The sequence below is a fragment of the Bordetella holmesii genome, from assembly GCF_020735985.1.
Lineage (GTDB): Bacteria > Pseudomonadota > Gammaproteobacteria > Burkholderiales > Burkholderiaceae_B > Bordetella > Bordetella holmesii.
In genome coordinates this window covers 1,477,316-1,502,229 of sequence record NZ_CP085973.1, presented here as the reverse complement: position 1 = coordinate 1,502,229, position 24,914 = coordinate 1,477,316, and the positions used below count along the sequence as shown (strand labels likewise).

Annotated in this window: 21 protein-coding genes and 4 pseudogenes; 14 read left to right on the top strand and 11 right to left on the bottom strand. The window is 62.1% G+C overall.

Going from position 1 to position 24,914, the window contains the following annotated elements; all coding sequences use genetic code 11:
• Position 1: 1 nt before the first annotated feature.
• The 8 genes from LK440_RS07110 (at position 2) to fliR (ending at position 5,694) form a co-directional block, all read left to right on the top strand.
• Positions 2 to 1,270: a flagellar hook-length control protein FliK gene (locus tag LK440_RS07110; protein WP_005013967.1), complete on the top strand. Its 1,269-nt coding sequence runs from the start codon at positions 2 to 4 to the stop codon at positions 1,268 to 1,270.
• A gap of 139 nt (positions 1,271 to 1,409) precedes the next feature.
• Entirely contained in the window at positions 1,410 to 1,997 is a 588-nt protein-coding gene (locus LK440_RS07105) for a flagellar basal body-associated FliL family protein (RefSeq protein ID WP_005013968.1), read from the top strand.
• Between the two features lie 2 nt (positions 1,998 to 1,999).
• The gene (gene fliM, locus LK440_RS07100) at positions 2,000 to 3,004 is read left to right on the top strand and encodes a flagellar motor switch protein FliM (RefSeq protein ID WP_005013969.1); all 1,005 of its coding nucleotides are present in this window, start codon (positions 2,000 to 2,002) and stop codon (positions 3,002 to 3,004) included.
• Positions 2,997 to 3,518 carry a flagellar motor switch protein FliN gene (gene fliN / locus LK440_RS07095; protein WP_005013970.1) on the top strand — a complete coding sequence of 174 codons (522 nt, stop codon included), beginning with the start codon at positions 2,997 to 2,999 and terminating at the stop codon, positions 3,516 to 3,518. Before fliM ends, fliN begins: the two co-directional genes overlap by 8 nt.
• A gap of 6 nt (positions 3,519 to 3,524) precedes the next feature.
• Positions 3,525 to 3,839, top strand: a complete 315-nt coding sequence (gene fliO / locus LK440_RS07090; RefSeq protein WP_005013971.1) for a flagellar biosynthetic protein FliO — start codon at positions 3,525 to 3,527, stop codon at positions 3,837 to 3,839.
• A gap of 7 nt (positions 3,840 to 3,846) precedes the next feature.
• On the top strand, positions 3,847 to 4,614 hold the full coding sequence (fliP, locus tag LK440_RS07085; RefSeq protein ID WP_005013972.1) for a flagellar type III secretion system pore protein FliP: 768 nt from the start codon (positions 3,847 to 3,849) through the stop codon (positions 4,612 to 4,614).
• A 16-nt stretch (positions 4,615 to 4,630) separates the two neighbouring features.
• Positions 4,631 to 4,900: a flagellar biosynthesis protein FliQ gene (gene fliQ / locus LK440_RS07080; protein WP_005013973.1), complete on the top strand. Its 270-nt coding sequence runs from the start codon at positions 4,631 to 4,633 to the stop codon at positions 4,898 to 4,900.
• 5 nt (positions 4,901 to 4,905) lie between these two features.
• Positions 4,906 to 5,694, top strand: coding sequence for a flagellar biosynthetic protein FliR (fliR, locus tag LK440_RS07075; protein WP_005013976.1), 789 nt, complete (start codon positions 4,906 to 4,908; stop codon positions 5,692 to 5,694).
• Positions 5,695 to 5,735: 41 nt separating this feature from the next.
• On the opposite strand, the pseudogene LK440_RS07070 reads toward fliR, so the two are convergent.
• The 5 genes and pseudogenes from LK440_RS07070 to flhD all read right to left on the bottom strand — a co-directional run bounded on the left by LK440_RS07070 (position 5,736) and on the right by flhD (position 10,847).
• Positions 5,736 to 7,371 (bottom strand): annotated as a pseudogene (locus LK440_RS07070) (methyl-accepting chemotaxis protein).
• Positions 7,372 to 7,512: 141 nt separating this feature from the next.
• Positions 7,513 to 9,156, bottom strand: a pseudogene (locus LK440_RS07055) (methyl-accepting chemotaxis protein).
• A gap of 309 nt (positions 9,157 to 9,465) precedes the next feature.
• Positions 9,466 to 9,684: pseudogene (locus LK440_RS17945) on the bottom strand (motility-associated protein); the annotation flags it as partial.
• 234 nt (positions 9,685 to 9,918) lie between these two features.
• The gene (flhC, locus tag LK440_RS07050) at positions 9,919 to 10,491 is read right to left on the bottom strand and encodes a flagellar transcriptional regulator FlhC (RefSeq protein ID WP_005013980.1); all 573 of its coding nucleotides are present in this window, start codon (positions 10,489 to 10,491) and stop codon (positions 9,919 to 9,921) included.
• 32 nt (positions 10,492 to 10,523) lie between these two features.
• The gene (flhD, locus tag LK440_RS07045; RefSeq protein ID WP_005013981.1) at positions 10,524 to 10,847 is read right to left on the bottom strand and encodes a flagellar transcriptional regulator FlhD; all 324 of its coding nucleotides are present in this window, start codon (positions 10,845 to 10,847) and stop codon (positions 10,524 to 10,526) included.
• Between the two features lie 424 nt (positions 10,848 to 11,271).
• On the opposite strand from flhD, the gene LK440_RS07040 reads away from it, so the two are divergent.
• The 3 genes from LK440_RS07040 to LK440_RS17940 all read left to right on the top strand — a co-directional run bounded on the left by LK440_RS07040 (position 11,272) and on the right by LK440_RS17940 (position 13,891).
• The gene (locus LK440_RS07040) at positions 11,272 to 12,015 is read left to right on the top strand and encodes an RNA polymerase sigma factor FliA (RefSeq protein WP_005013982.1); all 744 of its coding nucleotides are present in this window, start codon (positions 11,272 to 11,274) and stop codon (positions 12,013 to 12,015) included.
• Between the two features lie 125 nt (positions 12,016 to 12,140).
• Positions 12,141 to 13,481 carry a flagellin N-terminal helical domain-containing protein gene (locus tag LK440_RS07035; RefSeq protein ID WP_005013983.1) on the top strand — a complete coding sequence of 447 codons (1,341 nt, stop codon included), beginning with the start codon at positions 12,141 to 12,143 and terminating at the stop codon, positions 13,479 to 13,481.
• Entirely contained in the window at positions 13,403 to 13,891 is a 489-nt protein-coding gene (locus LK440_RS17940) for a flagellin (protein WP_080601020.1), read from the top strand. The genes LK440_RS07035 and LK440_RS17940 overlap by 79 nt, the downstream gene beginning before the upstream one ends.
• Before the next feature lie 97 nt (positions 13,892 to 13,988).
• Here LK440_RS17940 and LK440_RS07025 read toward each other — a convergent pair.
• From LK440_RS07025 to LK440_RS07015, 3 genes and pseudogenes are all read right to left on the bottom strand, one after another.
• Positions 13,989 to 15,111, bottom strand: a pseudogene (locus LK440_RS07025) (IS3 family transposase).
• Positions 15,112 to 15,134: 23 nt separating this feature from the next.
• Positions 15,135 to 15,329, bottom strand: coding sequence for a hypothetical protein (locus tag LK440_RS07020; protein ID WP_032826666.1), 195 nt, complete (start codon positions 15,327 to 15,329; stop codon positions 15,135 to 15,137).
• Complete coding sequence (locus LK440_RS07015; protein ID WP_005013985.1) at positions 15,329 to 17,536, bottom strand: TonB-dependent siderophore receptor; 2,208 nt, start codon at positions 17,534 to 17,536, stop codon at positions 15,329 to 15,331. The genes LK440_RS07020 and LK440_RS07015 overlap by 1 nt, the downstream gene beginning before the upstream one ends.
• Positions 17,537 to 17,808: 272 nt before the next feature.
• Here LK440_RS07015 and LK440_RS07010 point away from each other — a divergent pair, with 272 nt between their 5' ends.
• Positions 17,809 to 18,606, top strand: coding sequence for a helix-turn-helix transcriptional regulator (locus LK440_RS07010; protein WP_005013986.1), 798 nt, complete (start codon positions 17,809 to 17,811; stop codon positions 18,604 to 18,606).
• A 45-nt stretch (positions 18,607 to 18,651) separates the two neighbouring features.
• Here LK440_RS07010 and LK440_RS07005 read toward each other — a convergent pair whose 3' ends face one another.
• From LK440_RS07005 to LK440_RS06995, 3 genes are read right to left on the bottom strand one after another with little or no spacing between them, the layout of a single operon-like run.
• Positions 18,652 to 19,707: a sensor domain-containing diguanylate cyclase gene (locus tag LK440_RS07005; protein WP_005013987.1), complete on the bottom strand. Its 1,056-nt coding sequence runs from the start codon at positions 19,705 to 19,707 to the stop codon at positions 18,652 to 18,654.
• A 34-nt stretch (positions 19,708 to 19,741) separates the two neighbouring features.
• The gene (locus LK440_RS07000) at positions 19,742 to 19,936 is read right to left on the bottom strand and encodes an Arm DNA-binding domain-containing protein (protein WP_005013988.1); all 195 of its coding nucleotides are present in this window, start codon (positions 19,934 to 19,936) and stop codon (positions 19,742 to 19,744) included.
• Complete coding sequence (locus LK440_RS06995; protein ID WP_005013989.1) at positions 19,933 to 20,874, bottom strand: S66 peptidase family protein; 942 nt, start codon at positions 20,872 to 20,874, stop codon at positions 19,933 to 19,935. Before LK440_RS06995 ends, LK440_RS07000 begins: the two co-directional genes overlap by 4 nt.
• A 502-nt stretch (positions 20,875 to 21,376) precedes the next feature.
• On the opposite strand from LK440_RS06995, the gene LK440_RS06990 reads away from it, so the two are divergent.
• Both LK440_RS06990 and LK440_RS06985 read left to right on the top strand, forming a co-directional pair.
• Positions 21,377 to 22,261, top strand: a complete 885-nt coding sequence (locus LK440_RS06990) for a hypothetical protein (RefSeq protein ID WP_005013990.1) — start codon at positions 21,377 to 21,379, stop codon at positions 22,259 to 22,261.
• A gap of 424 nt (positions 22,262 to 22,685) precedes the next feature.
• Positions 22,686 to 24,914: an NADP-dependent isocitrate dehydrogenase gene (locus LK440_RS06985; protein ID WP_005013991.1), complete on the top strand. Its 2,229-nt coding sequence runs from the start codon at positions 22,686 to 22,688 to the stop codon at positions 24,912 to 24,914.

Here is a 24,914-nt window from a genome sequence, read left to right as displayed (position 1 = left end):
CATGATGATGAACCCTCCTTCCCTGGCCTTGACCATCCCCACGGTCGCTCCATCGGCAGCGCCCGCCGGCGTCCCGGCGCCGACCACGGGCGACGACAGCGACAGCTTTGCCCGCGTGCTCAATGCGCAAAAGGCCAGCGGGTCCGATCAGGCGGCGTCCGTCACACGCCCGCGCAACAACGATCGGCCGCAGGCCATGCCATCGGATCGGGCCGATACGGCACCCGCGTGTGCCAGCCGACCGGCAGCGCAAGACGACGACACCAGCGACTCGCCGCATGCCGGCAGTACTCAAGATAACAGTGACATCGCCGCTGCCCTGGGTCAGGGCGCGCTGCCGCTGCCAGCCGCGCCGGCACTGCCGCAACAGACGCTGGAGCTGGCCGCCCAGGTCGCCGAGGTTCAGGCACGTGTGGCCGCGGCCAATACCGCCTCTTCCGAAGGAGCCGACACGCAGATCGAGCACACGTTGGCCGCACGAACGCTGGGCGCGACAGCGGCAGAGCCGGCGGCTGCGGCCAAACCGGCCGCAACACGCATGCCGTCTCACGCCAAGGGCTCAAGCGACGATGAACAACAGGGCGCTCAGGACGTCGCCGCCGTGCGGCCTGTGCCAAACATGGCGTTGACGGCTGAAGCGGTTTCCCCCGTCCAGCCGCGCCCGCAGGCCCAAACCTCCTCCAAGCCGCCCGCCCCGGAGACTAGCCCCGCCGCGCCGCTGCACGCGGTCACCGACGCGGCACAGGCTTGGGCGGAGCTGTCGCCCGCGCGCTTACCGGTGGCCACCGCAACGGCCGACGTGACCACGGGCTTGCAACTCAGCTCGCCAGTCGGCGCTACCCAATGGGGGCAGGAACTGAGCCGGCAGGTCGTGATCTTCAGTGAGAATCTCGCGCAGGGCAGCCACACTGCCCAGTTGCGCCTGGATCCGCCCGATCTGGGACCCTTGCGCGTGACGCTGAGCATCAACGACGGCGTGGCGAGCGCTAGTTTCGTCTCGGCGCATGCAGCTGTGCGGCAGGCCGTCGAGACGGCGCTGCCGCAGTTGCAGCAAGCCTTGTCACAGGCAGGGATTTCGCTAGGACATACCAATGTCGGGGATCAAGGCACCCCGGCGATGGCAGGTCAGGCTGGAGGCCAGTCTTCCGGTCAGCCTGGCCACCATGGGCAGGCCAAGGACGGCCGCCAGGCACTCGGGGCCGTGGTCATCGAGAGCGCGGCCGCACTGCGCACGCAGGCTCACGAGGGCCTGGTCAACACTTACGCCTGAAGATGCCCGCGCACTGCACGCCAATAGGCTGAGATACACACTTTTCGCCCTGTTTTTCGCTCCCCTGGTTCAAGGCGACTTGGGGCAGAATTCCCCTGATAACGAAAAATCCCTTCGCCCAGCCTGAACTGTTCAAACGATGGCCACATCCAAATCTCCCGCCATGCCTGCTGCCCGTAGCGCCACCGGCGGCGCAGGAAAACTGTTGCGCCCTCTGCTGGCGCTACTGACTCTGGTACTCGTGGTCGTGGCCAGCGTGGCGGGAACCTGGTATTTCATGTCGCGCTATCAGCAGCAGCAACTGCAGGCGGCGATGCAATTGGGCATAGGCCAGCAGCAAGGCCAGGCTGGCGCAACCGGCCCAGTGCCAACCACCTACACGCCGCCGCCGGCGCCCCCGGCAGTCGTACCGGCTCCGATCTTTTTCCCGCTCGAGGCCTTCACCGTCACGATCAATGACGCGGAATCTGAGCGCATCATGCATGTGGGCCTGACCTTGCGCTTGGGTGACGAGCAATCTCGTCAGCGCATAGAGCGCTACATGCCCGAAGTGCGCAACCGAATTCTGATGGTCATGTCATCCCAGACACCGCAGTCCGTGCAGTCGCTGGCCGGCAAGCAGGCCATGGCCAAAAGCCTGCAAGCCGCCATCAACAAACCGTTCGCGCCGTTGCCTGACGGCCAGGCGGTCTCCGACGTGCTGTTTACCGCCTTCGTGGTGCAATAAGCATGGCCTACGAGGCATTTCTTTCTCAGGATGAAGTCGATGCGCTGCTGGCCGGCGTCACCGGCGAGAGCGACGCCAAGCAAGGGCAGGCCAATCAAGCGGATAACACCCGGGCCTATGACCTGAGTTTCCCGGACCGCGTCGTGCGCCGACGCATGCAGACCCTGGAGCTCATCAACGAGCGTTTTGCGCGCAACATGCGCCACGTGCTGCTCAACTTCATGCGCCGCAGTGCCGACATCACCGTCGGGTCGATAAAAATCCTGAAGTACGCCGATTTCGAGCGCAACCTGCCGGTGCCCAGCAATCTGAACATGATTCAGATGAAGCCACTGCGCGGCACGGCGCTGTTTACCTACGACCCGAGCCTGGTGTTCCTGGTGATCGACAGCCTTTTTGGTGGCGACGGGCGTTATCACACGCGCGTCGAAGGGCGTGATTTCACCACGACGGAGCAGCGCATCATCCGCCGCCTGCTCAATCTCACCCTCGACAGTTACGGTAAATCCTGGGATCCGGTCTACCCCATCGAGTTCGAGTACGTACGCTCCGAGATGCACACCAAGTTTGCCAGCATCACGGGCGACAACGAAGTCGTTGTCGTGTCGTCCTTTCACATCGAGTTTGGCGCCACGGGTGGCGATCTGAATATCTGCCTGCCCTATTCCATGATCGAACCGGTGCGTGATCTGCTCACCCGGCCCCTGCAGGACGCGGCCCTGGAAGAAGTCGACCAACGCTGGTCGCAGCAGCTCTCGCGCCAGGTCCGCAGCGCAGATGTGGACCTGGTGGCCGAATTCGCGCATATCCCCTCCACCATCGGCGCGCTGTCGCAACTGAAAGTAGGCGACATTCTGCCCGTGGAAGTGCCTCACAGCGTTGTCGCCCACGTCGACGGCGTACCGCTGATGGAATGCAGCTACGGCGTCTTCAACGGCCAGTACGCCTTACGCGTGCACAACATGCTCAACCACGACGAACCCAACGAGACACCCGATCATGACTGACACGAACCAGCGACCCGATCAGGCTGGCGCCGGCGCCGCTTCCAGTGCGGCCGACGACTGGGCAGACGCTCTGGCCGAACAATCGCGCAGCGTAACCCCCACCCAGGCCGATGGTCTGCGAGGACAGGATGAGTGGGCCAGTGCCATGGCCGAGCAGGCTGCCGCCGTGCCCAAGGCAGCACCCGCCGCCCAATCTGCCGCGCACACCGTATTCAAGCCGCTGAGCGAGAAGTCCAGCGCCGGCGCCGCCGATATCGACCTGGTGATGGATGTTCCGGTACAGCTCACCGTCGAGCTTGGTCGCACCCGGCTGACCATCAAAAACCTGCTTCAGCTCGGCCAGGGATCGGTGGTCGAACTGGACGGCCTGGCGGGAGAGCCCATGGACATCTTCGTCAATGGCTACCTGATCGCTCAGGGTGAAGTGGTGGTAGTCGAAGAGAAGTACGGCATCCGCCTGACCGACATCATCACCCCGTCCGAACGCATCAATCGCTTGAACAGCCGCCGCTGAGCCGCCATGAACGAAGCCAGTCTCGTGCGCGTGGTGGTCGGCCTGTTGCTGGTCGTGGCCGCCATCCTCGTGGCCGGATGGCTGGCGCGCCGCGCCGGAGTTGGATCCCGCGCGCAAGGGACATTGCTGTGGCAGATCGCCTCACAGACTCTTGGCCCGCGACAGAGCGTGATCATCGTCGAGGTCGATAAGACTTGGCTCGTGCTGGGCGTGACGCCCGGCCAGATCACCACCTTGCACACGCTGCCTGCGGGCGAGCTTCCCGTCGCCGACGCCACCTCGTTCGCGCTCAAGCTCGGCCAGGCGCTAACGCGCCGTTAAATCATTCATGAAGCCTGCCCTGTCTTTCTGCCTGCCCGCTGCAGGATTATCCCTGCTCAGCATCCTGGCGCTGTGGCCCGACGGTGCCATCGCGCAGGCGACGCTGCCGGCGCTGACTGCCACGCCAGGCGCCAACGGCTCCCAGACTTACTCGCTCAGCATGCAGACCCTGCTGCTGATGACGTCGCTGTCTTTCTTGCCTGCTGCCTTACTGATGATGACGGGCTTCACCCGCATCATCATTGTGCTGGGATTGCTGCGCAGCGCCATGGGCACGGCCACCTCTCCGCCCAATCACGTCCTGGTCGGCATCGCGCTGTTCTTGACGTTCTACACCATGTCGCCGGTGTTCGACAAAATCTACACCGAGGCATATGAACCGCAGTCAGCGGGCAGCATCGGATTCGAGACGGCCGTTGAACGCGCCGGTGCGCCTTTGCACACCTTCATGTTGCATCAGACGCGGGAGAACGATCTCTCCCTGTTTGCCAACATGGCCAATGTGCCGAAAATGGAGGACCCGTCCAAGGTCCGCATGCGCATTCTGATTCCGGCCTTCATCACCAGCGAACTGAAGACCGCGTTCCAGATCGGTTTTACCATCTTCATCCCCTTTCTCATTATTGACCTGGTGGTCGCCAGCGTGCTCATGGCTTTGGGCATGATGATGGTTCCTCCGGTCACGGTTTCCCTGCCGTTCAAGCTGATGCTGTTTGTGCTGGCCGACGGTTGGAATCTGCTGCTGGGCTCGCTGGCCCAGAGCTTTTACCAATGACAGGAGCGCCGAGTCCATGACTGCAGACACCGTCATGACCATGGCCTATCAGGCCATGAAGATCGCGCTGGCGCTGGCCGGGCCGCTGCTGCTGGTGACGCTGGTCGTCGGGCTGGTCATCAGTGTGTTCCAGGCGGCCACCCAGATCAACGAGATGACACTGTCTTTCATCCCCAAACTGCTGGCGATGTGTGGCGTGCTGGTGTTACTCGGCCCCTGGCTGATCGACTTGCTGGTCGACTACATCCGGCAACTGATCTCCGGGATCCCCATGCTGATTTCCTGACGCCCGTGTTCAACTTCACCATTGAGCAGCTCAATGGCTGGATCGGGCAATTCGTCTGGCCCTTCATCCGCATTTTGGCACTCGTGGGCGCCTCGCCGCTTTTTGCTGAATCCGCCATTCCGGTCAAGGTGAAGATAGGCCTGTCATTTATGCTCGCCGCAGCCATCGCGCTTGGGCTGCCACCCATGCCGACGGTGTCGCCCAGCAGCTACGAGGGCCTGCTTTTGCTTGGGCAACAGATTCTGATCGGTGTGGCAATGGGGTTGACCATGCGAGTGGTCTTTGCCGCCGTTCAGACGGCGGGTGAATATGTCGGCCTGCAGATGGGGCTGTCTTTTGCCTCCTTCTTCGACCCGTCGACCGGAGCCAACACCGCGGTGCTGTCTCGCTTTCTGAACATTGTCGCCATGCTCGTGTTTCTGAGCCTCGACGGCCATCTGCTGATGCTGGCCGCACTGGTGCGCAGCTTCGACATCCTGCCCCTGACTCCGGCGATGCTGGATCGCAATGGCCTGGGTGTATTGCTTCAGTGGGCCGGAATCGTCTTTGTGTCCGGGCTTCTGCTGTCGCTGCCCTTGGTCTGCGCGCTGCTGACCATCAATCTGGCCATGGGTATTCTGAACCGGGCAGCGCCCCAGCTAACGGTTTTCGCCGTGGATTTTCCGATCATGTTGACGGTTGGGTTGCTGGTGCTGGCGATCGTGCTTCCGCATGCCGGACCATTTCTGGAGGGTCTCTTCGAGCGGGGCCTGCAAGCCATGAGCGACGTAGCGCAGGGGTTCGCCACCCCGTGAGGGGCCCGGTGTGCCGGGTCCCTCACGGAGCAGAGCAGCGCTCAACCCGCCGTTGCCCCCTCAAAGGCCAGGCGCCTGCCTGCCGTCTCGCGTGTCAGCCTGAATACCTGGATCGTCTCGCGCAAAGCGGCGGACTGGCCGCTCAACTGCACGACAGCTGCACCGAGTTGCTCCACCAGAACGCTGTTTTTGTCGGTCATGCCATCCATTTCGGCCACGGCGTGCTCCATCTGCTCGATGCCGCTGGCCTGTTGCTGCGACGCCACCGAGATTTCACCGATGATGTCCGTGACCCTGCGCACGGCGTCGACAATCTCGTGCATGGTATCGCCCGCCTGTTCGGCCTGCGCCGAACCTTCTGCCACACGGTGGACCGACTCGCCTATCAAATCCTTGATCTCGCGCGCGGCCTGGGCACTTTTCTGAGCGAGGCTGCGCACTTCGCCGGCAACCACGGCGAATCCTTTTCCGGACTCGCCCGCACGAGCGGCTTCAATCGCTGCGTTGAGGGCCAGTATGTTGGTCTGAAACGCGATACCTTCGATGATGTTCACGATGTCGGCAATGCGGCGCGAGCTGTCGGAAATGCCATGCATGGTGTGCACGACCTGATCGACCGCATCGCCGCCGCGCCGGGCGACATCCATGCTGCTGGCAGCCAGGTCGTTGGCCTGTCGGGCATGATCGGCGTTCTGTTTCACCGTCGTGGTCAGTTGCTGCATGCTCGAGGCGGTGCTCTGCAACGATGTGCTTTGATCACTGGTGCGTAGCGCCAACTGCTGGTTGCCCTGGGCAATACCTTGAGCGGCGTGCGTGGTGCCCGCGATTCCCTGATACACGTCGCCAGCGATGCCAATCAGGCTCTTGCGCATGACGTCCAGGGAGAAGGCCAGGTTGCCGACCTCATCCTTGGTATCGGCGAACACCTGGCTGGTGAGATTGCCAGCGGCCACCTGGCGCGCCATGTCGGCTGCCTCACGCAGGGGTCGCAGCACGGCGCGAGCCAGACGCCATTGCACCGTGCACAACAGCGCCACTGCGGCAAGCGCACCGGCCACGCCGAGTCCCGCCTGTACGCTATCGAGGCTGGCCCAATGCATGTGCAGCATCCAGGCAGCAAGGCCACCAAACAACAGACTCGACAGCAACGCCGCGCGCAGCATCTGGGCACGGGCGCCCCGGCGCAAGGGGAAAACCATGCGCGCGACCACGCTGCGCCAGCCTCGCGGCACCACCTGTCCCGCCTTGATGCGCCAACCTCGTCCCCGCCCTTGGCGTAATTGCTCGTAGTACGCCTCGGCGGCGTCTATCTGCTCTTCGGAAGGGCGCACGCGTACGGAAGAATAGGCTACGACTTCGCCGCCTTCGACGATGGGGGGTGGCGTTGGCCAGCACCCAGTAATAGCCGCCGTCCTTGCGCCGGTTCTTCACCACGCCCAGCCAGGACTGTCCGCGTTGCAAGGTGTCCCACAGGTCTTCGTACGCCTCGGACGGCATATCGGGATGACGCACAATATTGTGCGGCTGCCCGATCAGCTCGTCGCGTTCGAAACCGCTGACCTCCACGAAGGCCGGATTGGCATACACAATGCGGCCCTGGATGTCCGTGCGCGAGATCAGATACTGGTCCTCGCGCAGACGGGTTTCGTCGTCGAAAATGGGTAGGTTGACACGCACTGCCTGATCTCCTGTCTTGCTGAATCCGCGCTGAAGTTCTTGAAGAAAGAAACGATCCGGTTTGGCCGGATCGTCGCGGGAAGTGAATTGGCCCGGGATTCCCCGGGCCATGCAAAAGGCCGCCGCGGCAGCCCTCATATTTCAGCGTTGGCCCACCATGGGTGACTGGTAGCCGCCGGCCAGTTTGGGCGTGGCCACATCGATGACCTCGCCGGTGTTGACCTTGAACACCGCCACGGCTTCGGACAACTGCTGGGACTGCTCCTGCAGCGCCGCGGCCGCCGCCGCCTCCTCGACCAACGCCGCATTCTACTGCGTCACCTCGTCCATCTGCGTCACCGCTCGATTGACCTGCTCGATCCCGCTGGACTGCTCCTGCGACGCCGCCGATATCTCGCCCATAATGTCCGTCACGCGCCGCACCGACGCCACAATCTCCTGCATCGTCGCCCCAGCACGCTCGACCTGCTGCGAACCCGCCGACACCTTGCCCACCGAATCCTCAATCAACCCCTTGATCTCCTTGGCCGCCTGAGCACTGCGCTGCGCCAGCGAACGAACCTCCCCAGCCACCACCGCAAACCCCTTGCCCTGCTCCCCCGCCCGCGCCGCTTCCACCGCCGCATTCAACGCCAATATGTTCGTCTGAAACGCAATGCCATCTATCACCGACACAATCTCCGATATCTTGCGCGAACTCGCCGATATCCCCTGCATCGTCTGAACCACCTCCGACACCGCCGACCCACCCCGCTGCGCCACATCCGACGCACTCGCCGCCAACTGATTCGCCTGCCGCGCATTGTCCGCGTTCTGACGCACCGTCGAGGCCAGCTCCTCCATCGACGCCGCCGTCTGCTCCAGCGACGCCGCCTGCTCCTCCGTGCGGCTCGACAGATCCGTGTTCCCCGCCGATATCTCCCGGGCACCCACATTGATCTCCTCAACACCACGACGCACCGACGACACCGTACGCGTCAAACTCTCCTGCATCCGCTTGAGCGAACCAAACAACTGACCTATCTCGTTGCCGCTGCGTACCTCAACACGCGCCGTCAAATCTCCTCCCGCTATACGGTCAAAATGACTACCCGCCGCCCTCAGCGGTTGCAAGACGCGCCGCCGCAGGAAAAGATAGGTCATGACAATCAGCAGCGCGGCCAAGGCGCCGCCTGCGGCAACGGCCATGAGCACCAAACGATAGCGTTGCCGGCCAGCGTCATAGGCGCTCAGGAATTCGCCGGCCCGCCAGAAATCAAAGCCCGCGATGGCTTGCACGAACGCGGCCTCCGACGCATCCAGCCGCGTGCCGAGCAATCCCTGATAGGTGGCCATGTCGCCCTTGCCGAGCGCGACGATCATGGGATCGAGCACCTGACTCACCAGTGCCAGGTAGGTCGCCTCGACGGCCTGCAGGCTGTCGCGCGCGCTGTCAGGCCGCGGCAGGCCACGAAAATGCTCGGCTTCGGCTTGCGCTCGATTCAGCGCCGCTTTGGCGCGATCGAGCAAGCCCGCCGCCTCGGGCGACAAACCCGGTTGCGGCAGGACCGGCTGCCCTATGCTGCGCACGATTTCACCGTAGTGGGCCACGCCTACCCGGCCGAGTCCGTCTACGGTGTCCTTGGCCGCGGTCGCCAGGCGGGACGCCGAGTCCACCAAAGGCTGAGTTTGACGTACGTCTTCGAGCGTCCCATTGCTCACGCGCAGCGACAGCACTCCCAGCACGGCGGGCGGTTGGTCCACCGCGGCCAGCGCCTTGATCACGCCCAGCACGGCGGCGACGATACCGAATGCCGGCAAACCGTCGGCGACCTGCTGCAGGGCATGGGTCGGCACCTCACGCTCATGACGGAAGGTCTCGATCTCCTCATCCATCAGCGTCTCGATCTCGAAGGAGCTCATGTTGCCGCTGATCATGATGCGCAGATAATCGGTGATGAACTCCATCAGCTTCGGATCCTTCATGATGCGCGGATACTCGTTGAAGACGGGGCTCGATGATGGGTCCTCGATATGCGACTCGATGGCCATCAAGCCTTCGCGCCGCGCTTTGTTCAGCAGCACGTACAGCAATGCCATCAGTTCCATGTACAGATCTTTGCTGTAGGGCGCGCTTTTGAAGGCCCACGGAATGGCTTGGCGCACCAATATGAGCGATTTGCGGCTGTTGCCGGCAAGAAAGGCACCGATTGCGGCGCCGGCGATCAGCGTCAATTCGAAAGGCTGATACAGCGCACCAAGGTGGCCGCCCAACCCGACGAAACTGCCGACCACTGCGATGATGACCACCGCATATCCGATAACTACCAACATATCAGGCCTCTGCCATCGAGTAGAAAAATCGCGTCCCGGCACCCCGCTTACTGCACGGCTACGCCTCGTCCCGGGACGCACTTGCATTGCTAAAACAGGCCCGGCGGACCAAACAGCGCCAATCATCGCGCGCTTGCCTGCCGGCAAAACGTGGGTTAGGGGCAGATTTCAGCGGCTGTTGACCTGTTTGACGCCCTTAAGCCCGCCTGCGGGCCGCCGTTAAGGACGCAGTCCTTAGGACCCGGCCGGTGCCCGCCCGCCCGCACGCGCCCGCGCTGCGGCGCGGGTTTTGCCGGCGTGCGGCGGCGGCCGGCAGATGGCGCAGACGAAGTCGCTTTGCGGATCATGGGCGTGGGCAATGAAATGCCCGCCGCACTGGCGGCAGGCAGACAGTTGCAACATTCCGCTGTCAAAAAACCGCACCAGCATCCACGCACGCGTGAAACTCAGGACCGGCTCGTCAGTAGGCGCGCCGGACGTATCTACGGCGGCGTGTTCGAGATAGAGACGATAGGCATCGATGATCGCCCGTATACCCTTGCTGCGGGTTCGCGTATGAAGAAACGAGAACACGTTGTAGAACAGGGACGAATGAATATTCGGCAGCCAGGTCATGAACCAGTCCACCGAAAACGGCAGCATGCCCTTTGGAGGAGAGCAGCCGCGTATCTCCCGGTACAGGCGTGCCAGCCGATCATGGCTCAGGCTGGTCTCAGCCTCCAGGACCTGCAGGCGCGCGCCGAGCGTGATCATCGCGCTGGCCAGCAGAATTTCATCGGCTTCCTGGGCGACGCTTTTTATCGCCATGAGGGCCCCGCCGCGCTACTCAAGGCCATGTCTTACGCAATCTCTTCGACGGGTTGCTTGGCCAGCAGGATGGTGGCGTGAGCCTGTTGCAGCGCGCCGCCCAGCACATCTTGGGTCAAGGCCGACAGCAGGCTGTAATCATCAAATCGGAAACGGCACAGCACCGAGCTGGAGCTGGCCAGCTTGACCAACTGCGCGGGCGACAACCGCATCAGGATGTCAGCCACTTCGTTACTGAAACCCAGGCGGAACATGGAGGCTGCATAGTCCTCGCGCAACATACGCTGCGCCAGCAACAAATACGACAGATTGACTTCACGGATATCCGCAAGCAAGGAACTGTCAGCAGTATTCACTTTTTAACTCCTGTGACTAAAACGCTGGCATTCGTCGGGGCTCGCCAACAGGTCGCGCGCCCCCGAAATCCGTGCACAGACCTGTTATTTTCGTCTTAATGCGAAATGTATTAGTTAATTGCAATTTACATGAAACCTACCATGATTGCTGTCATTTTCTCTGATTTTTATAACTAAACGTTGATTTTTTCAATATTTCAAAAAAACTACACGACAGTTGTTGCATCTATTTCACATGTTACATCGCAAATTCGTAAATAAACGCTCAAAACGTTGCGTGATTACCCGAATGAAACGGGCGGAATTCCCCACAATAACGGTGTGGAAATAGTCGGCTGCGCATGCCGCCTGCTGGCCGCCTGGCCGTTGCGGCGCAGCAACAATATCGAGCCGCACGCAGCAAGAACCCGTCGCCCGGACCTGAATGCCCAACGCAGAAGAAAGCCTGCTCCGATACTCGCCGCTCGTGCGCAAGCTGGCATTGCAACTGCTTGCCCGCCTGCCAGCCAGCGTCCAGCTCGATGACTTGATGCAGGCCGGCACCATCGGCCTGCTCGATGCCGTACGCCGCTACCAGGAAACGCCCGACGCCCAGTTCGAGACGTACGCCACGGCGTGCATCCGTGGAGCCATGCTGGATGAGCTTCGCAGCCAGGACTGGTTGCCACGCAGCGTGCGCAGCAAAAGCCGGCGCATCGAAAGCGCTATTCAGCGGCAGGAGCAGCGCCTCATGCGCCCTCCCACCGAAACCGAGATCGCCGAAGAATTGGGCGTGCCGCTGGACGAATACCAATCCATGCTCTCGGACGCGCAGGGCATTCAGATCCTGCACTACGAAAACATCGATGCCGATGGAGAAAGCGGCGCAGGCCACTGGCAGCCGGCCTGCGTGCAGAGCAGCGGCAACCCGCTCAATGCCCTGCTGGCCTCCGATCTGCGCGCCAGCCTCATCCAGGCCATCGAGCGCCTGCCCGAGCGCGAACAACTCCTGCTGTCTCTCTATTACGAGCAAGGGCTCAATCTCAAGGAAATCGGCGCAGTACTCAATGTGACCGAAGCCCGCGTATGCCAGTTGCGCTCGCAGGCCACTGCGCGCCTGCGCGCGACGCTGCAGGAGCTGGCCTGGGCCAAACTGCCCGAGCCGCAGCTGCTGTCGCACGTCATCTAGCGTCGTCGGGCGGCCCCGACACCGTCGGTGGCGCGCGGCCGCGACAGCGACGGTAAAAAAAGTTGTAACGCGCCCGCAAATTCCTAAAGATCACAAACTCGCGGACGTTATCCAGGCAGCGGGAGATGCGGGGCAAGCACCACGAACGCATCCCCCTGATGATGGGCGGCCCCGCTGCCCAGTTTGAAGAAGCCTTTCTCTCTTGGGAGCTATCCATGGCTGCTGTTATCTACACCAATTACCTGTCGCTGGTTGCCACCAACAACCTGAACAAGTCGCAATCGGCCCTGGGCACCGCCATCGAGCGCCTGTCCTCCGGCCTGCGCATCAACAGCGCTAAGGACGATGCCGCCGGCCAGGCCATCGTCAACCGCTTCACCGCCAACGTCCAAGGCCTGACCCAGGCCGCCCGCAACGCCAACGACGGCATCTCGGTCGCGCAGACGACCGAAGGTGCGCTGAACGAAATCAACAACAACCTGCAGCGCATCCGCGAACTGACGGTTCAGGCCACCACGGGCACCAACTCCCCATCCGACCTGAAGTCGATTCAGGACGAAATCGGCCAACGCCTCGAAGAAATCGACCGCGTCTCGGGCCAGACCCAGTTCAACGGCGTCAAGGTTCTGGCTGCCGACAAGAAGATGAGCATCCAGGTTGGCTCCAACGACGGTGAAACCATCACCATCGACCTGGAAGAAATCACCTCCTCGACCCTGGGGCTGGGTACGTTCAACGTCGACGGCAAGGCTTCTGTTGCCAATAAGGCAGCCACCGAAACCGATCTGATCTCTCGCGGCACCAACATCGGCACCACGGACGGCGTCACGAAGTACGCAGTCTCGACCGACAACACCAAGGCCACGCTGTCCGACGTATACAGCAAGATGACGACGGGTTCGACCGCCACCGTCGACGGCACAACCTATGCTTACAACGCCACCTCGGGCAACTTCACCTACGGCAAGACGATCGCCACGGGCGATACTGCTGCTGCGGATTTCGCTGCCGAGATCACACCGGCCACCGGCTCGCAGAAGGCGACCGTCACGATCGGCGGCTCGTCGCAGGAGGTGCTGATCAAGTCGGACGGCAAGATCCAGGCCGCCGATGACGGTGCAACGCTCTACCTCGACGGTACCGACAACCTGACTAAGACCCGTGCTGATCCTAACGATAAAGCAGCAACGACTGAGAGCTTGGCAGCATCTCTCTACAGCGGGAAAAACGGCGGCGGCACGGTCAAGTTCGAAAATGGCGCCACCTACACCGCAACTGGCGACGAAAGTCCTATCACGGCCACGAGCCTAAGCTACAGCAAGGCCAACATGACGCCGCGCTGGCTGCCGCAGGCGGTAAAGTTGCCGTCGGTACCGACACCTACACAATCGGCACGGGCTCCAGCCCGACCGTCAAGGTCGGCACCACTGCCGACGTTTATATTGACCCTGCCGATGGTTCGCTGACGACCACCCCTAAGACGACGAAGGATTACTACGTCCAAAAAGATGGCAGCGTCACGACCGCTCAAGGCACCGCCATCTATCTTGACGAAACCGACAGTTCGCTGACCTCGGAAGCCACCCACGCCGGCACCGCCACTGCCAATCCGCTCGACACGCTGGACAAGGCGCTGTCCAAGGTCGACTCGCTGCGCAGCAAGCTAGGCGCGATTCAGAACCGTTTTGAATCGACCATCACCAACCTGAACAACACGGTCAACAATCTGTCGGCCGCACGTTCGCGCATCGAAGATGCGGACTACGCCACGGAAGTGTCCAACATGACCAAGGCGCAGATCCTGCAACAGGCAGGCACCTCGGTTCTGGCTCAGGCCAACCAAGTGCCGCAAACGGTGCTGTCGCTGCTGCGTTAATCGCAAAAGCAGGCCTGGCCGAGCACGCGCCAGGTCACGCATTCAAGACAAAGGCCGGGGATTTCCCGGCCTTTGTCTTTTTGACCTGCCCCCAGATTTAGTACGGCACCGACATAGAGCCCAGGGGTAAAAGACCTTCTTTCTGATGAGCCTGCACGAATTGCGCCGGCGTTAAATATCCGAGCGCGCTGTGAGGCCGATCGGTGTTGTACTCGACTCGCCAGTTTTCGATCAAGCTTTTAGCCTGTCGCAGGGACAAGAACCAGTGCTCGTTAAGGCATTCGTCGCGGAACTTGCCGTTGAAACTTTCGATATAAGCGTTCTCCACCGGCTTACCCGGCCGAATAAACGACAGCTTTACGCCTGCTTGGTAGGCCCCCAGGCGTCCAAGGCTCTTCCGGCGAACTCTGGCCCGTTGTCCACGGTAATAGATCGCGGCAGGCCACGCATCTCCGCCAGCCGTTGCAGCACCATGGCAACACGCAGTCCCGGCAACGACGTATCGACCTCGATGGCCAGGCATTCGCGAGTGTAGTCATCGACGATAGTCAAACAGCGGAATCGGCGGCCATAGGCTAGGCCGTCGGCCACAAAGTCCATTGACCAACTCTGATTCGGCGCGATTGCCGCTGGGCGAACCACGCGCTCGGTCGCCGCGATTCGCTTACGCTTTCGTTTTCGCACGCTTAACCCTGCCAGACTGTACAGCCGCCAGATTCGCTTGTGATTTGCTTGCCAGCCTTCGCGACGTAAGAGCACATGGATCCTCCGATAGCCGTAGCGTCGTTTCTCCACTGCCATCTCTTTCATGCGCTCGGTCAGCGCAGCATCGCCTGAGCGTGTGCTCTCGTAGGCAAACAGCGACCGCGAAATTCCTACCAGCCCACAGGCCCGGGTAACACCCATGCTGCGCTCGGTCATTAATGTCCTGACCGCCTCGCGTTTGGCCTGCGGGCTGACTACTTTCGGCTTAGCAGATCCTGAAGCGCCGCCTTGTCCAGCATCGACTCGGCCAACAGCTTCTTGAGCTTGTTGTTCTCCTGCTCCAGCTCCTTGAGCCTCTGAGCGTCCGACACCGTCATGCCACCGAACTTCGCCTTCCAGTTGTAGTACGTTGCCTCGGAGATTCCGTGCTTGCGGCACAACTCTGCGGGCTTGGCACCTGCATCGGCTTCCTTGAGCACGCCGATGATTTGCTCTTCCGTAAATCGTTTCTTCATTGCCATTCCTTTGGGAACGGACTCTACATCGATTTCGTACTAATCACGGGGAGCAGGTCAGTTAAACCATCGGAACGAGGCATCACCTGCTGTTGCACCAGTCCCAGTACGCCCAGACGAGCGCGTTCAGCCACCGGATCGAAGGCTGGCGCCGGCCCCGGCTGGGCTGCCGAGCTGCCTGCTGCCAGCGCCAGTGCTACAAAACGGAGCGAGTGCATCAGTAACTCACGGTCATGGTGGCGTAGTAGGCGCGGCCGGGCTCGTTATACGTCGCTGCGCCTGCGGTCGAGGCGTTGCCCTCGCGGTACTGTTTCTTGTCGAACACATTACTCACCCCGACGCGGAAACGCAGATTTCTGTTGACCTCGTAGCCCACGCTCAACCCTGCCAGCGCATAAGGGCTGACTGTCTGCAGTGCGTCGCCTGACAGATCCACGCCCGTACGCTCGTTGACCGAAGGGCCTGTCTGCTTGCCGTAGTAGGTCAGGTTGGCCTGAAATGACAGTTTTTCCGTGTAGAACCAGTCCAGCGTGCTATTGATTGTGTACTTCGGGATCACACTGAGCGGCTGGCCGGTGCTCTTGTTCTTCGACTCGATCATATAGGTGAAGTTGGTATTCCAATCCACGTTATGAGCGATGGGAATGAACAGGTTGCCCTCCAGCCCCTGGACGAGCGCCTTTCCGCTGTTGGTCCACTGCAAGACCCGCGCGCCGTTGTTCAGGCGATAAAGGATGTCCGTGCCGGCGACGATCTTATTCTGATAATCGTTGCGGAAGTACGCCATGCTGGTGCGCCACGTGCCCGGGTCATACTCGAAACCGATTTCTTTGTTGACGCTGATTTCGGGCGAGAGGTCCGCATTACCTACCAGGTAGCAGCCGTTGCTGTTGGTTTCCGAAGACAGGCAGCCTTGGCCGCGGCTATACAACAGATAGTTTGGGTTGGACTGATACAGATTGGGCGCTTTGTAAGCGCGGGCAATCCCGCCCTTTATCTTGAACGTGTCGGTGGCTGCCCAGGACGCGTTCAGGCTCGGACTCCAGTTGCTGCCAAACTCGGAATTGTGGTCCAGGCGCACGCCCGGGGTCAGGATGATGCTGCGGGTCGCCTCGATATTGTCTTCGACAAAAAACGCGTAGCTGTTCTGCTTGGCCTTGGTGTCGCGATTGCCCGCCTCGGTGCCGGCGATGGTGCCGCCAGTGTAGGTTTGGCGCAGGCCGCTGGGGTCGTCCAGGGTGTCACGCACGTATTCGACACCCAGAGTGGCTACCTGGCTCACGCCCAGGTGGAAAGGCAGGTTGACCTCGCCATCGGCTCGCCACGTCTTGAGCCGTGAGGTCGAAAAGCCGTTGCCGGTCGGTGCGCCTTCCGGGCCGCCTGCCAGGCCTTCCTCGCGCCGCGAATTGCGCGTGTAGTCGTAGCCCACGCTGGCACGTGTCGTGCCCCAATCATAAGTGCCGCGATGCGTGAGGGAGAGATTGTCACGATACATGATGTTGGTCTCATGATCGTACATGGCGTCGGACACGACGGTGTTCGCGTTATTCATGGTGTCGCCGGCATACAGGTTGCCCTGGCGGCTGAAACCCATGTCCAGATCGAACGTATTGCTCTGGTCCATTTTCCAGGAGAACATCGTGTTCAGATCCTGGTTCGTGACGCCCTCGCGGCCAGCGGTCGATGTCACGCCGGCCGTGCCTGCCGAGGCATAGCCAGCGTTGATGTCGCGCGCATCCGGGTTGGTTTTGTTGTAGTTGCCGTAAAAGCGCATCGACAGCGTGTCGCTGATGGGAGCCGACAGGCGGAAGTTCACCCGGTTCGTGTTCCCCTCTTTGCTGTCTTCCGGCTGGTTGACGTAATAAGTCGCCGAGGCCTCGGTCTTGTCCGTGGGACGCTTGGTGATCACGTTCACCACCCCGCCCATGGCTCCCGAACCATAGCGCGCGGCGGCCGGCCCGCGAATGACTTCGATGCGTTCCACGTCCTCGGCCGGCACCCAGTTCGAGTCCCCGCGCGTGTCGCGATCGCCGTTCCAGCCATAGCGCACGGAATTACGTGAGCTGACCGGCTTGCCGTCGATCATGATCAGCGTGTTCTCAGGGCCCATGCCACGGATATCGATCTGGCGGCTATTGCCCCGCGCGCCACTGGCGCTGTTGCCGGTCAGGTTAACGCGGGGTTCGCGGCGGATGATGTCCGCCAGGTCATTGACCGGCGGGCGGCGCTGGATCTCCTCGGCGGTAATGATCGATACGCCCAGCGATTCCTTGACCTCATCCTCTGCCGTTCCCAGCACCTGAACGGCCTGCATCTCCTGGACGTGGGGCGGGACCTGCGTCCCGGTCTGGGCGAGCGCCGGTCCAGTCATGGCCAGAAGGACAGCGGTACGGGCGTAATGCCGCGAGAAACGCGCGAACGACATTCGAGAAGCTCCTGAATAACGCATGCCCCGCATGAAATATATGGGGACATTACTTTCTAAGTGGGAATGATTTGTAATACCATTTATGGTTCGTGATTATGTCAGCTTGAAATTCTTGAAATATTTGCCGTGGCACCACAAACCTTTGCTTCCCAACCAAATTCCGGAACTTCTGCGGCAGACCTCTATTTGAGCGTCCTCGCCCCGGGCAGCGTTCGTTTCGAGGGGGGTGCGAAACGCATGCGTTCGGCGCCGGCATGACGGTCAGGCGGATGGACTGGCGCGACCTGCAGGGCGGTGTGCTGCGCAGCCAGGAGGGTCCTGGCTTTTATCTGCTGATGGTCGCCGGTGGCGGAGCCGACCTGTACGCGGGTGACACGGTATTGGCGCAACGCACATCCATGATGGGACACGCCGTCACCTGGAGCGCCGATGTGAGTTATGAATTGGTGCGCTACTCGCGGCGAGGTGATGTCGAGCGCGCCGTTCAGGTGCACTTGACGCCAGAATGGCTGGCCAGCCGCCTGGCGCCAGAGAACCCATTGCGCAAGGCGTTGCCCTTGCAGCCCTATCGCTGGCCGCTATCGCGAGGCGGACTGGCCCGTTTGCAGCAACTGTTGCATCCCCCGCGCAAGCATCCCGACCTCCTGCCTCTTTATATGGAAGCCAGGGTCCTCGAACTGCTGCGCGAAACGGGCGGTTTGCTCTGCAATGCTTCCGACGAGGGCAGCACACTGAGCCGGCGCAAGCTCCTGCGCATGGTGCAGGTCAAAGAACTGCTTGAAAGCGGTTGCGCGGACGAGTGGTCGTTGGCACAGATCGCCGCGCGCCACCACCTGAGCGTCAATACGCTGCAGCGGCATTTTCGGGCGGCATGGAAGTGCGCGGTGGATGAGTTCAGACGCGATGCCCGGCTGCGCCGGGCACGCGCGGCACTCGAGCGTGAGGGCGTGAGAGTGGCGCGGGCGGCGGAGATCGCCGGCTATCGCAGCCCGGCGAATTTCGCCACGGCCTTTCGCCGGGCATATGGTATGGCGCCGCGCCAGGCGCTCGGCACGCGAACGGTGTAATCCGCCTGGCCTGTCGCGGCTCAGGGGCCTACCCATAGTGAGCTGTCACGACAGGCGGTTGCGTCGCTGCCGCTTGACCTCGTACATCCGGGCATCGGCCAGACGCACGGGGATATCCGCATCGATATGGGTATGCTGGCCCGGCACGAAGGCGATTACCCCCACGCTGGCCCCGGCGTAGCTGAGCCTGATGTCGTTGAGCACATACTCTCCCTTGGATTCGGCCTGCATACGCTGCTCCAACGTTTGAGCCAGGTTCCGAGCATGCGCGTCATCCGCGGGGCCTGCTGCCACCAGCATGAATTCATCGCCGCCCAAACGGCCCAATACATCACTCGGACGCAACGCGCCGCTGACTCTCCGGCCCACCGCGCACAACAAAGCGTCGCCCGCATGATGGCCGTGCTTGTCGTTGATCTGTTTAAAGCCGTCCAGATCCATCAGGCCGACGATGACGCTTTCGCTTTGCTCCGACGCGCGGGCCAGCATGATCTCCAACGTCTCGTACAGCGAGCGCCTATTGGGCAGTCCGGTCAGGGCGTCATTCAGGGCAATGACTCGCAGGGACTCGTTGGCCGATTGCAGTTGCCGCAGCAGACGCTCACGTTCGATAAAGCCCGAGATCAGCGTAGAAAACAGTGTGATGACGGTCTGCGCATCGATGGGTATCGGCTTGACCTCGGCGCTGGCCGCGCAAATCGTACCCAGCAGACGCCCCTCCTCGGAGCGCACGGGCGCACTTAAATAGGTTTGAATGCCCAGTGCGCTGGCCGCGTCGGAGTCAGCCCAACGCTGGGCGACGTCGTTGGTGAACTGGCAGCCCTCATCCAAGGCGCGCTTGCACAACGTGTCTGACCAACTGACTTCCAGACCCTCGGGGATCTTCATCAATCCGGCATTGCGGGCAAAACGCACTTGTTGCACATCTTGCTGCAGGTCGATGGCCGTCAGATAGGTAGACTCCATTCCTGTGACCGCACCCAAGATGTCCAGCAAAGGGCGGGTGAGCTGCTCCAGAGTTTTGGCCGCGGGCAGCGATGCGGCGAGCTGAGAAACAAGGTTTTCCACGATGATAAAGGCGTGCCAAAGGGTTGCAGCCATCCTAGCGCGCCGCTGGAATGGTGCGCAAGCCACGTCATGAAGCGGGCAAACGATAGTCGCCGCGGGCAATCGCTTCAAGGATTTCCGCGCGCCGGATTGCTGCTTTTTTCAGATTGGCCGCCGTTGGCTTCAAGCGCAACCGTTGCACGCAATGGCGGCCTTCGAACACAAAGCCGATTTCGATAGATGACTCTGACGCCGGACGCACGCCTTCGAATGGTGCAGTCATGTTGCTCGGTTTTCCACTATCACCTGATCCAGGCGCAGGGCGCGGCGCTGGGCATCGAGCGTCACGCGTGCGCCCAGCGGCAACATCAGATTCGGATTCCAGTGCCCACTGGGCCAGCCCGCGAGCACCGGCACGCCGCGGCCTTGCAGCGTTTCGCGCAGAATCGGCCAGTACAGGCTCTGGCCCGCTGGATCGCTACCTGGCGAGCCCCTCGTGAAGTTACCTACCAGCACACCCGCCACGCTATCGAGCTTGCCCGCCGCCGCCAATTGCGAGAGCATCCGGTCCACGCGGGGCGGCAACTCATTGACATCTTCGATGAACAGAATGGCGCCACGCGTGTCGATCTCGTTGTCGGTGCCCATCAACGCACTGATGAGCGCAAGATTGCCGCCAACCAGCCTGCCACTGGCTTGGCCCGGAGCCAACGCCACCACCTGGCTGCCTGGCGGCGCCTCGATCCAGCTGCCCGCACCCACCTGGCCACTGAGCATGGCCCACGCAAGGCTTTCGGTGGGTTCGGCGCGGCCCACGATAAAATCCTGTCCCAACATGGGGCCATGAAACGTCACAAAGCCCACGCGCTGCTGTAGCGCCAGATGCAAGGCGGTTATGTCGCTGTAGCCGATAAACGGCTTGGGATTGGCGCCGATCAAGGCGTAGTCGATCTGATCGAGCAGGCGCCACGATCCGAACCCGCCCTGCAGGCACCACACGGCACCCACTTCGGCAGACGAAAATGCTGCGTGCAGTTGGTCCAGCCTCAAACTGTCCGATCCAGCCAGATAGTCATAAGGTGCATCCATGCGCGCGCCCAGCATCAGCCGGGGCTGATAGCCGCGCGCCTGAAGCCACGCAGCGGCGGCGTCGGCGGCACCGTCAACGGCCGAAGCCGGCGCGATCACCGCTACGACCGCGCCTGGCTTGAGGGCCGGCACCGGTCGCGCGGCCGCCTGCGTTGATCCGGCCGCGGCTCCCCCTCTTACGGCCCGCGCCGCGCGAGGCGGACGTGCCGCACAGCCTGCCAGCGCTAGGGCTGCGCAAGCGCCTGCCACGCCGAGAAAACGCCGCCGCTCCCAGACATCCGTCATGACTACTCCTGCATTGCAAATGACGCGATTATGGCCAATCGCCGACGCATTACCAACTGAGGCGCCCTGCCCGGCTTCACTTTCCGTTCTGTCCTTCGTACAATCCTGCCCCATGCCTGTCCTTACCCCCGCCTCCCGCTTCGTCTGCACGCCCGCCCTGATGCGCGGCGCCTTGCTGCGCGGGCGCCAGGCAGGTATCGCCCCCACACTCGCCGCAGATGATTTAGCCCGGCGACCTCAGTAATCCCCCATAGCGCAATTCTTCAGGTCGACGGGCATAACCCGCGCCTAACCGCGCGCCTTTGAGCGGCGCGCATCGTCCTTTTGTAACAGGGCGGCAGGAATACGCATGGACATCACCAAAGCCTTCATCAAGGCCAAACAACCTTGCGCGGACGGATTTCGCTGGTACATCCGCAATGCGGCAAGCGACAGCAGCTATCAGCAGTTGCTCGATGCCTTGGTCGCTGCCGGGCGAGTCGAAGACGCCTGCTGGTTGCTTGATCAGTTCGGCCCCACCGATGCTGTTCTCACGTTGGATCATTTAGCCGCCGACGCTCTGGTCTTTGCCGGCACGCTGCGGGTGCGCGGCGCAGTGGAAACCGGCGGGCTGTTGCGCGCGGGTCGGGACATTCTTGCCGGCGCAGGGATCACTTGCGCGGGAGCGCTGGTCGCGGGCGGGGACATCAAGAGCGCTGCGGCCGTGCGCTCGGAAGGCCCGTTGCAGGCCGGCGGACTCGTACAGGCCGAATGGAGCGTCGAATCGGGTGCGGCGCTTGCCTGCGAGTCGCTGCGCGCCGGCTGGGAATTGGTCTGCCGTGGAGCCGCACGTATCGACGGCGACTGCGTAGTCGGTGATTCGCTCACCGCCCAGGAGGATTTGCATTGTGCCAAAGGCTTGCGCGCCGGCGGCGCCATTGAGGCGGCGCGCCGCTTGCAGGCAGGACACGGCATCGAGTCAGGCGCCGATGTGCGCGCCGGCGGCCACCTCGGCGCGGGCTGGGGCATCAAGGCTCGTGGCGATATCGTGGCTCAGGGCAGTATCCGGGCAGGGGAAAGCCTGGCTGCCGAGGGACGCATCGAGGCAGGAGACGGGTATGGCGTATACGCCGGGCTGGAGGTCAGCGAGCACGCATGGGAGTCCAGCGCGCGTGTGCACGCGGACGTTCTCCCCCGCGAGCTGCGCAGTGGTTGGTGGGCCGGGCCCCTGCCCGGCCATGCCTGTCGGGCGTAAAGATCGGCTCGCCATCTCCCTGTTCCTGCCGCGCGGGCCGGTCTGGCGAACCTGCCGTGGCCGATTCGCCGCTCAGGACGTTTCCGGCGCGCGGCCAGTGCTGCGGGCGGCCTGTGTGGCTGCCGGCTTGTACCGGGGGCTTGCCGCGCGCGAGGCCGGCTCAGGTATTACAATCATTAGCTGTGGCGGCCCCACAGTTCTCCAACACATAAGGAGGCGCGTGCCGTCACGGAAGGGACGACGCTGCCTGTTCAGACGGGATGCGCCCGCTTTTACGCTCCGCGAGAGCGGCCAAGCGAGCGCCTCTCGGCCCGCGATGGTTGGCGGCGGCGCGTCGCCCTGCATCACACTCCCGACAAACTCTACAGCGTATTGCGCAAGGTATGTCCGGATGCGCGCCGCGCACACGGGCAGTCAAAGGACTATGTCTAACACTCCGAAGATCATCTACACCTTCACCGACGAAGCTCCGGCTCTGGCCACCCGTTCGCTGCTGCCCATCATCCAGACCTTCGCCAAGCCCGCCGGCATCACGGTAGAAACCCGCGACATCTCGCTGGCTGGCCGTATCCTTGCGGTGTTCCCGGAAACGCTGACGCAAGCCCAGCGCGTCGGTGATGCGCTTGCCGAACTCGGCGCCCTGGCGCTCACGCCCGAAGCCAACATCATCAAGCTGCCCAATATCAGTGCTTCGATGCCTCAGCTCAAGGCCGCCATCAAAGAACTGCAGGCCCAGGGCTACAAATTGCCCGAGTATCCCGATGAGCCCAAGACGGACGCCGAGCGTGACGTCAAGGCTCGCTACGACAAGGTCAAGGGCAGCGCCGTGAATCCGGTGCTGCGCGAAGGCAACTCCGACCGCCGCGCGCCCTTGTCGGTCAAGAACTACGCGCGCAAACACCCTCACAAAATGGGTGCCTGGTCAGCCGACTCCAAGTCGCATGTTGCCAGCATGGAAAGCGGAGATTTCTACGGTTCCGAAAAGTCGGTCACCCTGGCCGCCGCCGGCAACGTATCGATCGAACTGACCTGCGCCGACGGCAAGAAAACTGTCCTGAAAGACAAGGTCGCTGTCAAGGCCGGCGAAGTCATCGATGCCGCGGTATTGTCGACCGGCAAGCTGCGCAGCTTTCTGCAGGCCCAGATCGATGAAGCCAAACAGCAAGGCGTACTCTTCTCGGTGCACCTGAAGGCCACCATGATGAAGGTCTCCGATCCGGTGATCTTCGGCCATGTGGTGTCCGTGTTCTACAAGGACGTACTCGCCAAGCACGCTGATGCCCTCAAGCTGGCCGGGTTCGATCCCAACAACGGTATTGGCGACCTGTACGCCAAACTGGCCAATCTGCCCGCTGAGCAGCAGGCAGCCATCAAGGCCGACATTGACGCGCTCTATCAGGTGCAGCCGGCCCTGGCCATGGTCAATTCCGACAAGGGCATCACCAACCTGCATGTGCCCAGCGACGTGATCGTCGACGCATCCATGCCCGCCATGATCCGTGACTCCGGCAAAATGTGGAATGCCGCCGGGCAGTTGCAAGATACCAAGGCTGTGATTCCGGATCGTTCTTACGCCGGCGTCTACCAAGCCGTGATTGAAGACTGCAAACGCAATGGCGCTTTCGATCCCGTCACCATGGGCAGCGTGCCCAACGTCGGTCTGATGGCTCAGGCTGCCGAAGAGTACGGCTCGCACAACAAAACGTTCATCATCCCGGCTACCGGCGTGGTGCGCGTGCTCGACGCCAGCGGCGCGGTATTGCTCGAGCAATCCGTCGAGACGGGTGACATCTGGCGCATGTGCCAGACCAAGGATGCGGCCGTCCAGGATTGGGTCAAACTGGCTGTCACCCGGGCCCGCGCCAGCGATACGCCTGCGGTCTTCTGGCTCGACGCCAACCGTGCCCATGACGCCCAATTGATCGCCAAGGTCGAACGCTACCTCAAGGATCACGACACCAGCGGCCTGGATCTGCGCATCCTCTCGCCGGTCGAGGCCACCAAAGTGTCGCTCGAGCGCATCCGTGCAGGGAAAGACACGATCTCCGTGACGGGTAACGTGTTGCGTGACTACCTCACCGACCTTTTCCCCATCATGGAACTCGGCACCAGCGCCAAAATGCTGTCCATCGTTCCGCTGATGGCTGGTGGTGCGTTGTTCGAGACCGGCGCTGGCGGCTCGGCGCCCAAGCACGTGCAGCAATTCCTTGAAGAAGGGTTTCTGCGCTGGGATTCGTTGGGCGAATTCATGGCACTGGCCGAATCGCTCGACCATCTGGGCAGCACCTATAACAATGCCCGCGCCCGCGTGCTGGCCAAGACGCTGGACCAAGCCACCGGCAAGTTCCTCGACACCAACAAGTCGCCGGAGCGCAAGGTCGGTGGCCTGGATAACCGTGGCAGCCACTACTACCTCGGTATGTACTGGGCCCAGGCCGTGGCCGAGCAGACCGACGACAAGGAACTGGCGGCATTGTTCGCGCCTGCTGCTGCCGCGTTGGCCGCGAATGAGTCCAAGATTCTGGACGAACTGAAGGCCGCGCAAGGCAAAGCTGTTGATATCGGTGGCTACTACCAGCCGGATGCTGACAAGACGAGCAAGGCCATGCGCCCGAGCACGACGCTCAACAGCATTTTGGCCACCATCGCCTGA

Excerpts from the sequence above, each read along its gene's own strand:
- LK440_RS06990 (WP_005013990.1), top strand. The coding sequence starts at position 21,377 with ATGGACATCACCAAAGCCTTCATCAAGGCCAAACAACCTTGCGCGGAC.
- flhC (WP_005013980.1), bottom strand. The coding sequence starts at position 10,491 with ATGGCGATAAAAAGCGTCGCCCAGGAAGCCGATGAAATTCTGCTGGCC.
- LK440_RS07105 (WP_005013968.1), top strand. The coding sequence starts at position 1,410 with ATGGCCACATCCAAATCTCCCGCCATGCCTGCTGCCCGTAGCGCCACC.
- fliQ (WP_005013973.1), top strand. The coding sequence starts at position 4,631 with ATGACTGCAGACACCGTCATGACCATGGCCTATCAGGCCATGAAGATC.
- LK440_RS07000 (WP_005013988.1), bottom strand. The coding sequence starts at position 19,936 with ATGACTGCACCATTCGAAGGCGTGCGTCCGGCGTCAGAGTCATCTATC.
- fliO (WP_005013971.1), top strand. The coding sequence starts at position 3,525 with ATGAACGAAGCCAGTCTCGTGCGCGTGGTGGTCGGCCTGTTGCTGGTC.
- LK440_RS07020 (WP_032826666.1), bottom strand. The coding sequence starts at position 15,329 with ATGCACTCGCTCCGTTTTGTAGCACTGGCGCTGGCAGCAGGCAGCTCG.
- fliM (WP_005013969.1), top strand. The coding sequence starts at position 2,000 with ATGGCCTACGAGGCATTTCTTTCTCAGGATGAAGTCGATGCGCTGCTG.
- fliP (WP_005013972.1), top strand. The coding sequence starts at position 3,847 with ATGAAGCCTGCCCTGTCTTTCTGCCTGCCCGCTGCAGGATTATCCCTG.
- LK440_RS07005 (WP_005013987.1), bottom strand. The coding sequence starts at position 19,707 with ATGGCTGCAACCCTTTGGCACGCCTTTATCATCGTGGAAAACCTTGTT.
- LK440_RS07040 (WP_005013982.1), top strand. The coding sequence starts at position 11,272 with ATGCCCAACGCAGAAGAAAGCCTGCTCCGATACTCGCCGCTCGTGCGC.
- fliN (WP_005013970.1), top strand. The coding sequence starts at position 2,997 with ATGACTGACACGAACCAGCGACCCGATCAGGCTGGCGCCGGCGCCGCT.
- LK440_RS07010 (WP_005013986.1), top strand. The coding sequence starts at position 17,809 with ATGGACTGGCGCGACCTGCAGGGCGGTGTGCTGCGCAGCCAGGAGGGT.
- LK440_RS07110 (WP_005013967.1), top strand. The coding sequence starts at position 2 with ATGATGATGAACCCTCCTTCCCTGGCCTTGACCATCCCCACGGTCGCT.
- LK440_RS07035 (WP_005013983.1), top strand. The coding sequence starts at position 12,141 with ATGCGGGGCAAGCACCACGAACGCATCCCCCTGATGATGGGCGGCCCC.
- LK440_RS06985 (WP_005013991.1), top strand. The coding sequence starts at position 22,686 with ATGTCTAACACTCCGAAGATCATCTACACCTTCACCGACGAAGCTCCG.
- LK440_RS07015 (WP_005013985.1), bottom strand. The coding sequence starts at position 17,536 with ATGTCGTTCGCGCGTTTCTCGCGGCATTACGCCCGTACCGCTGTCCTT.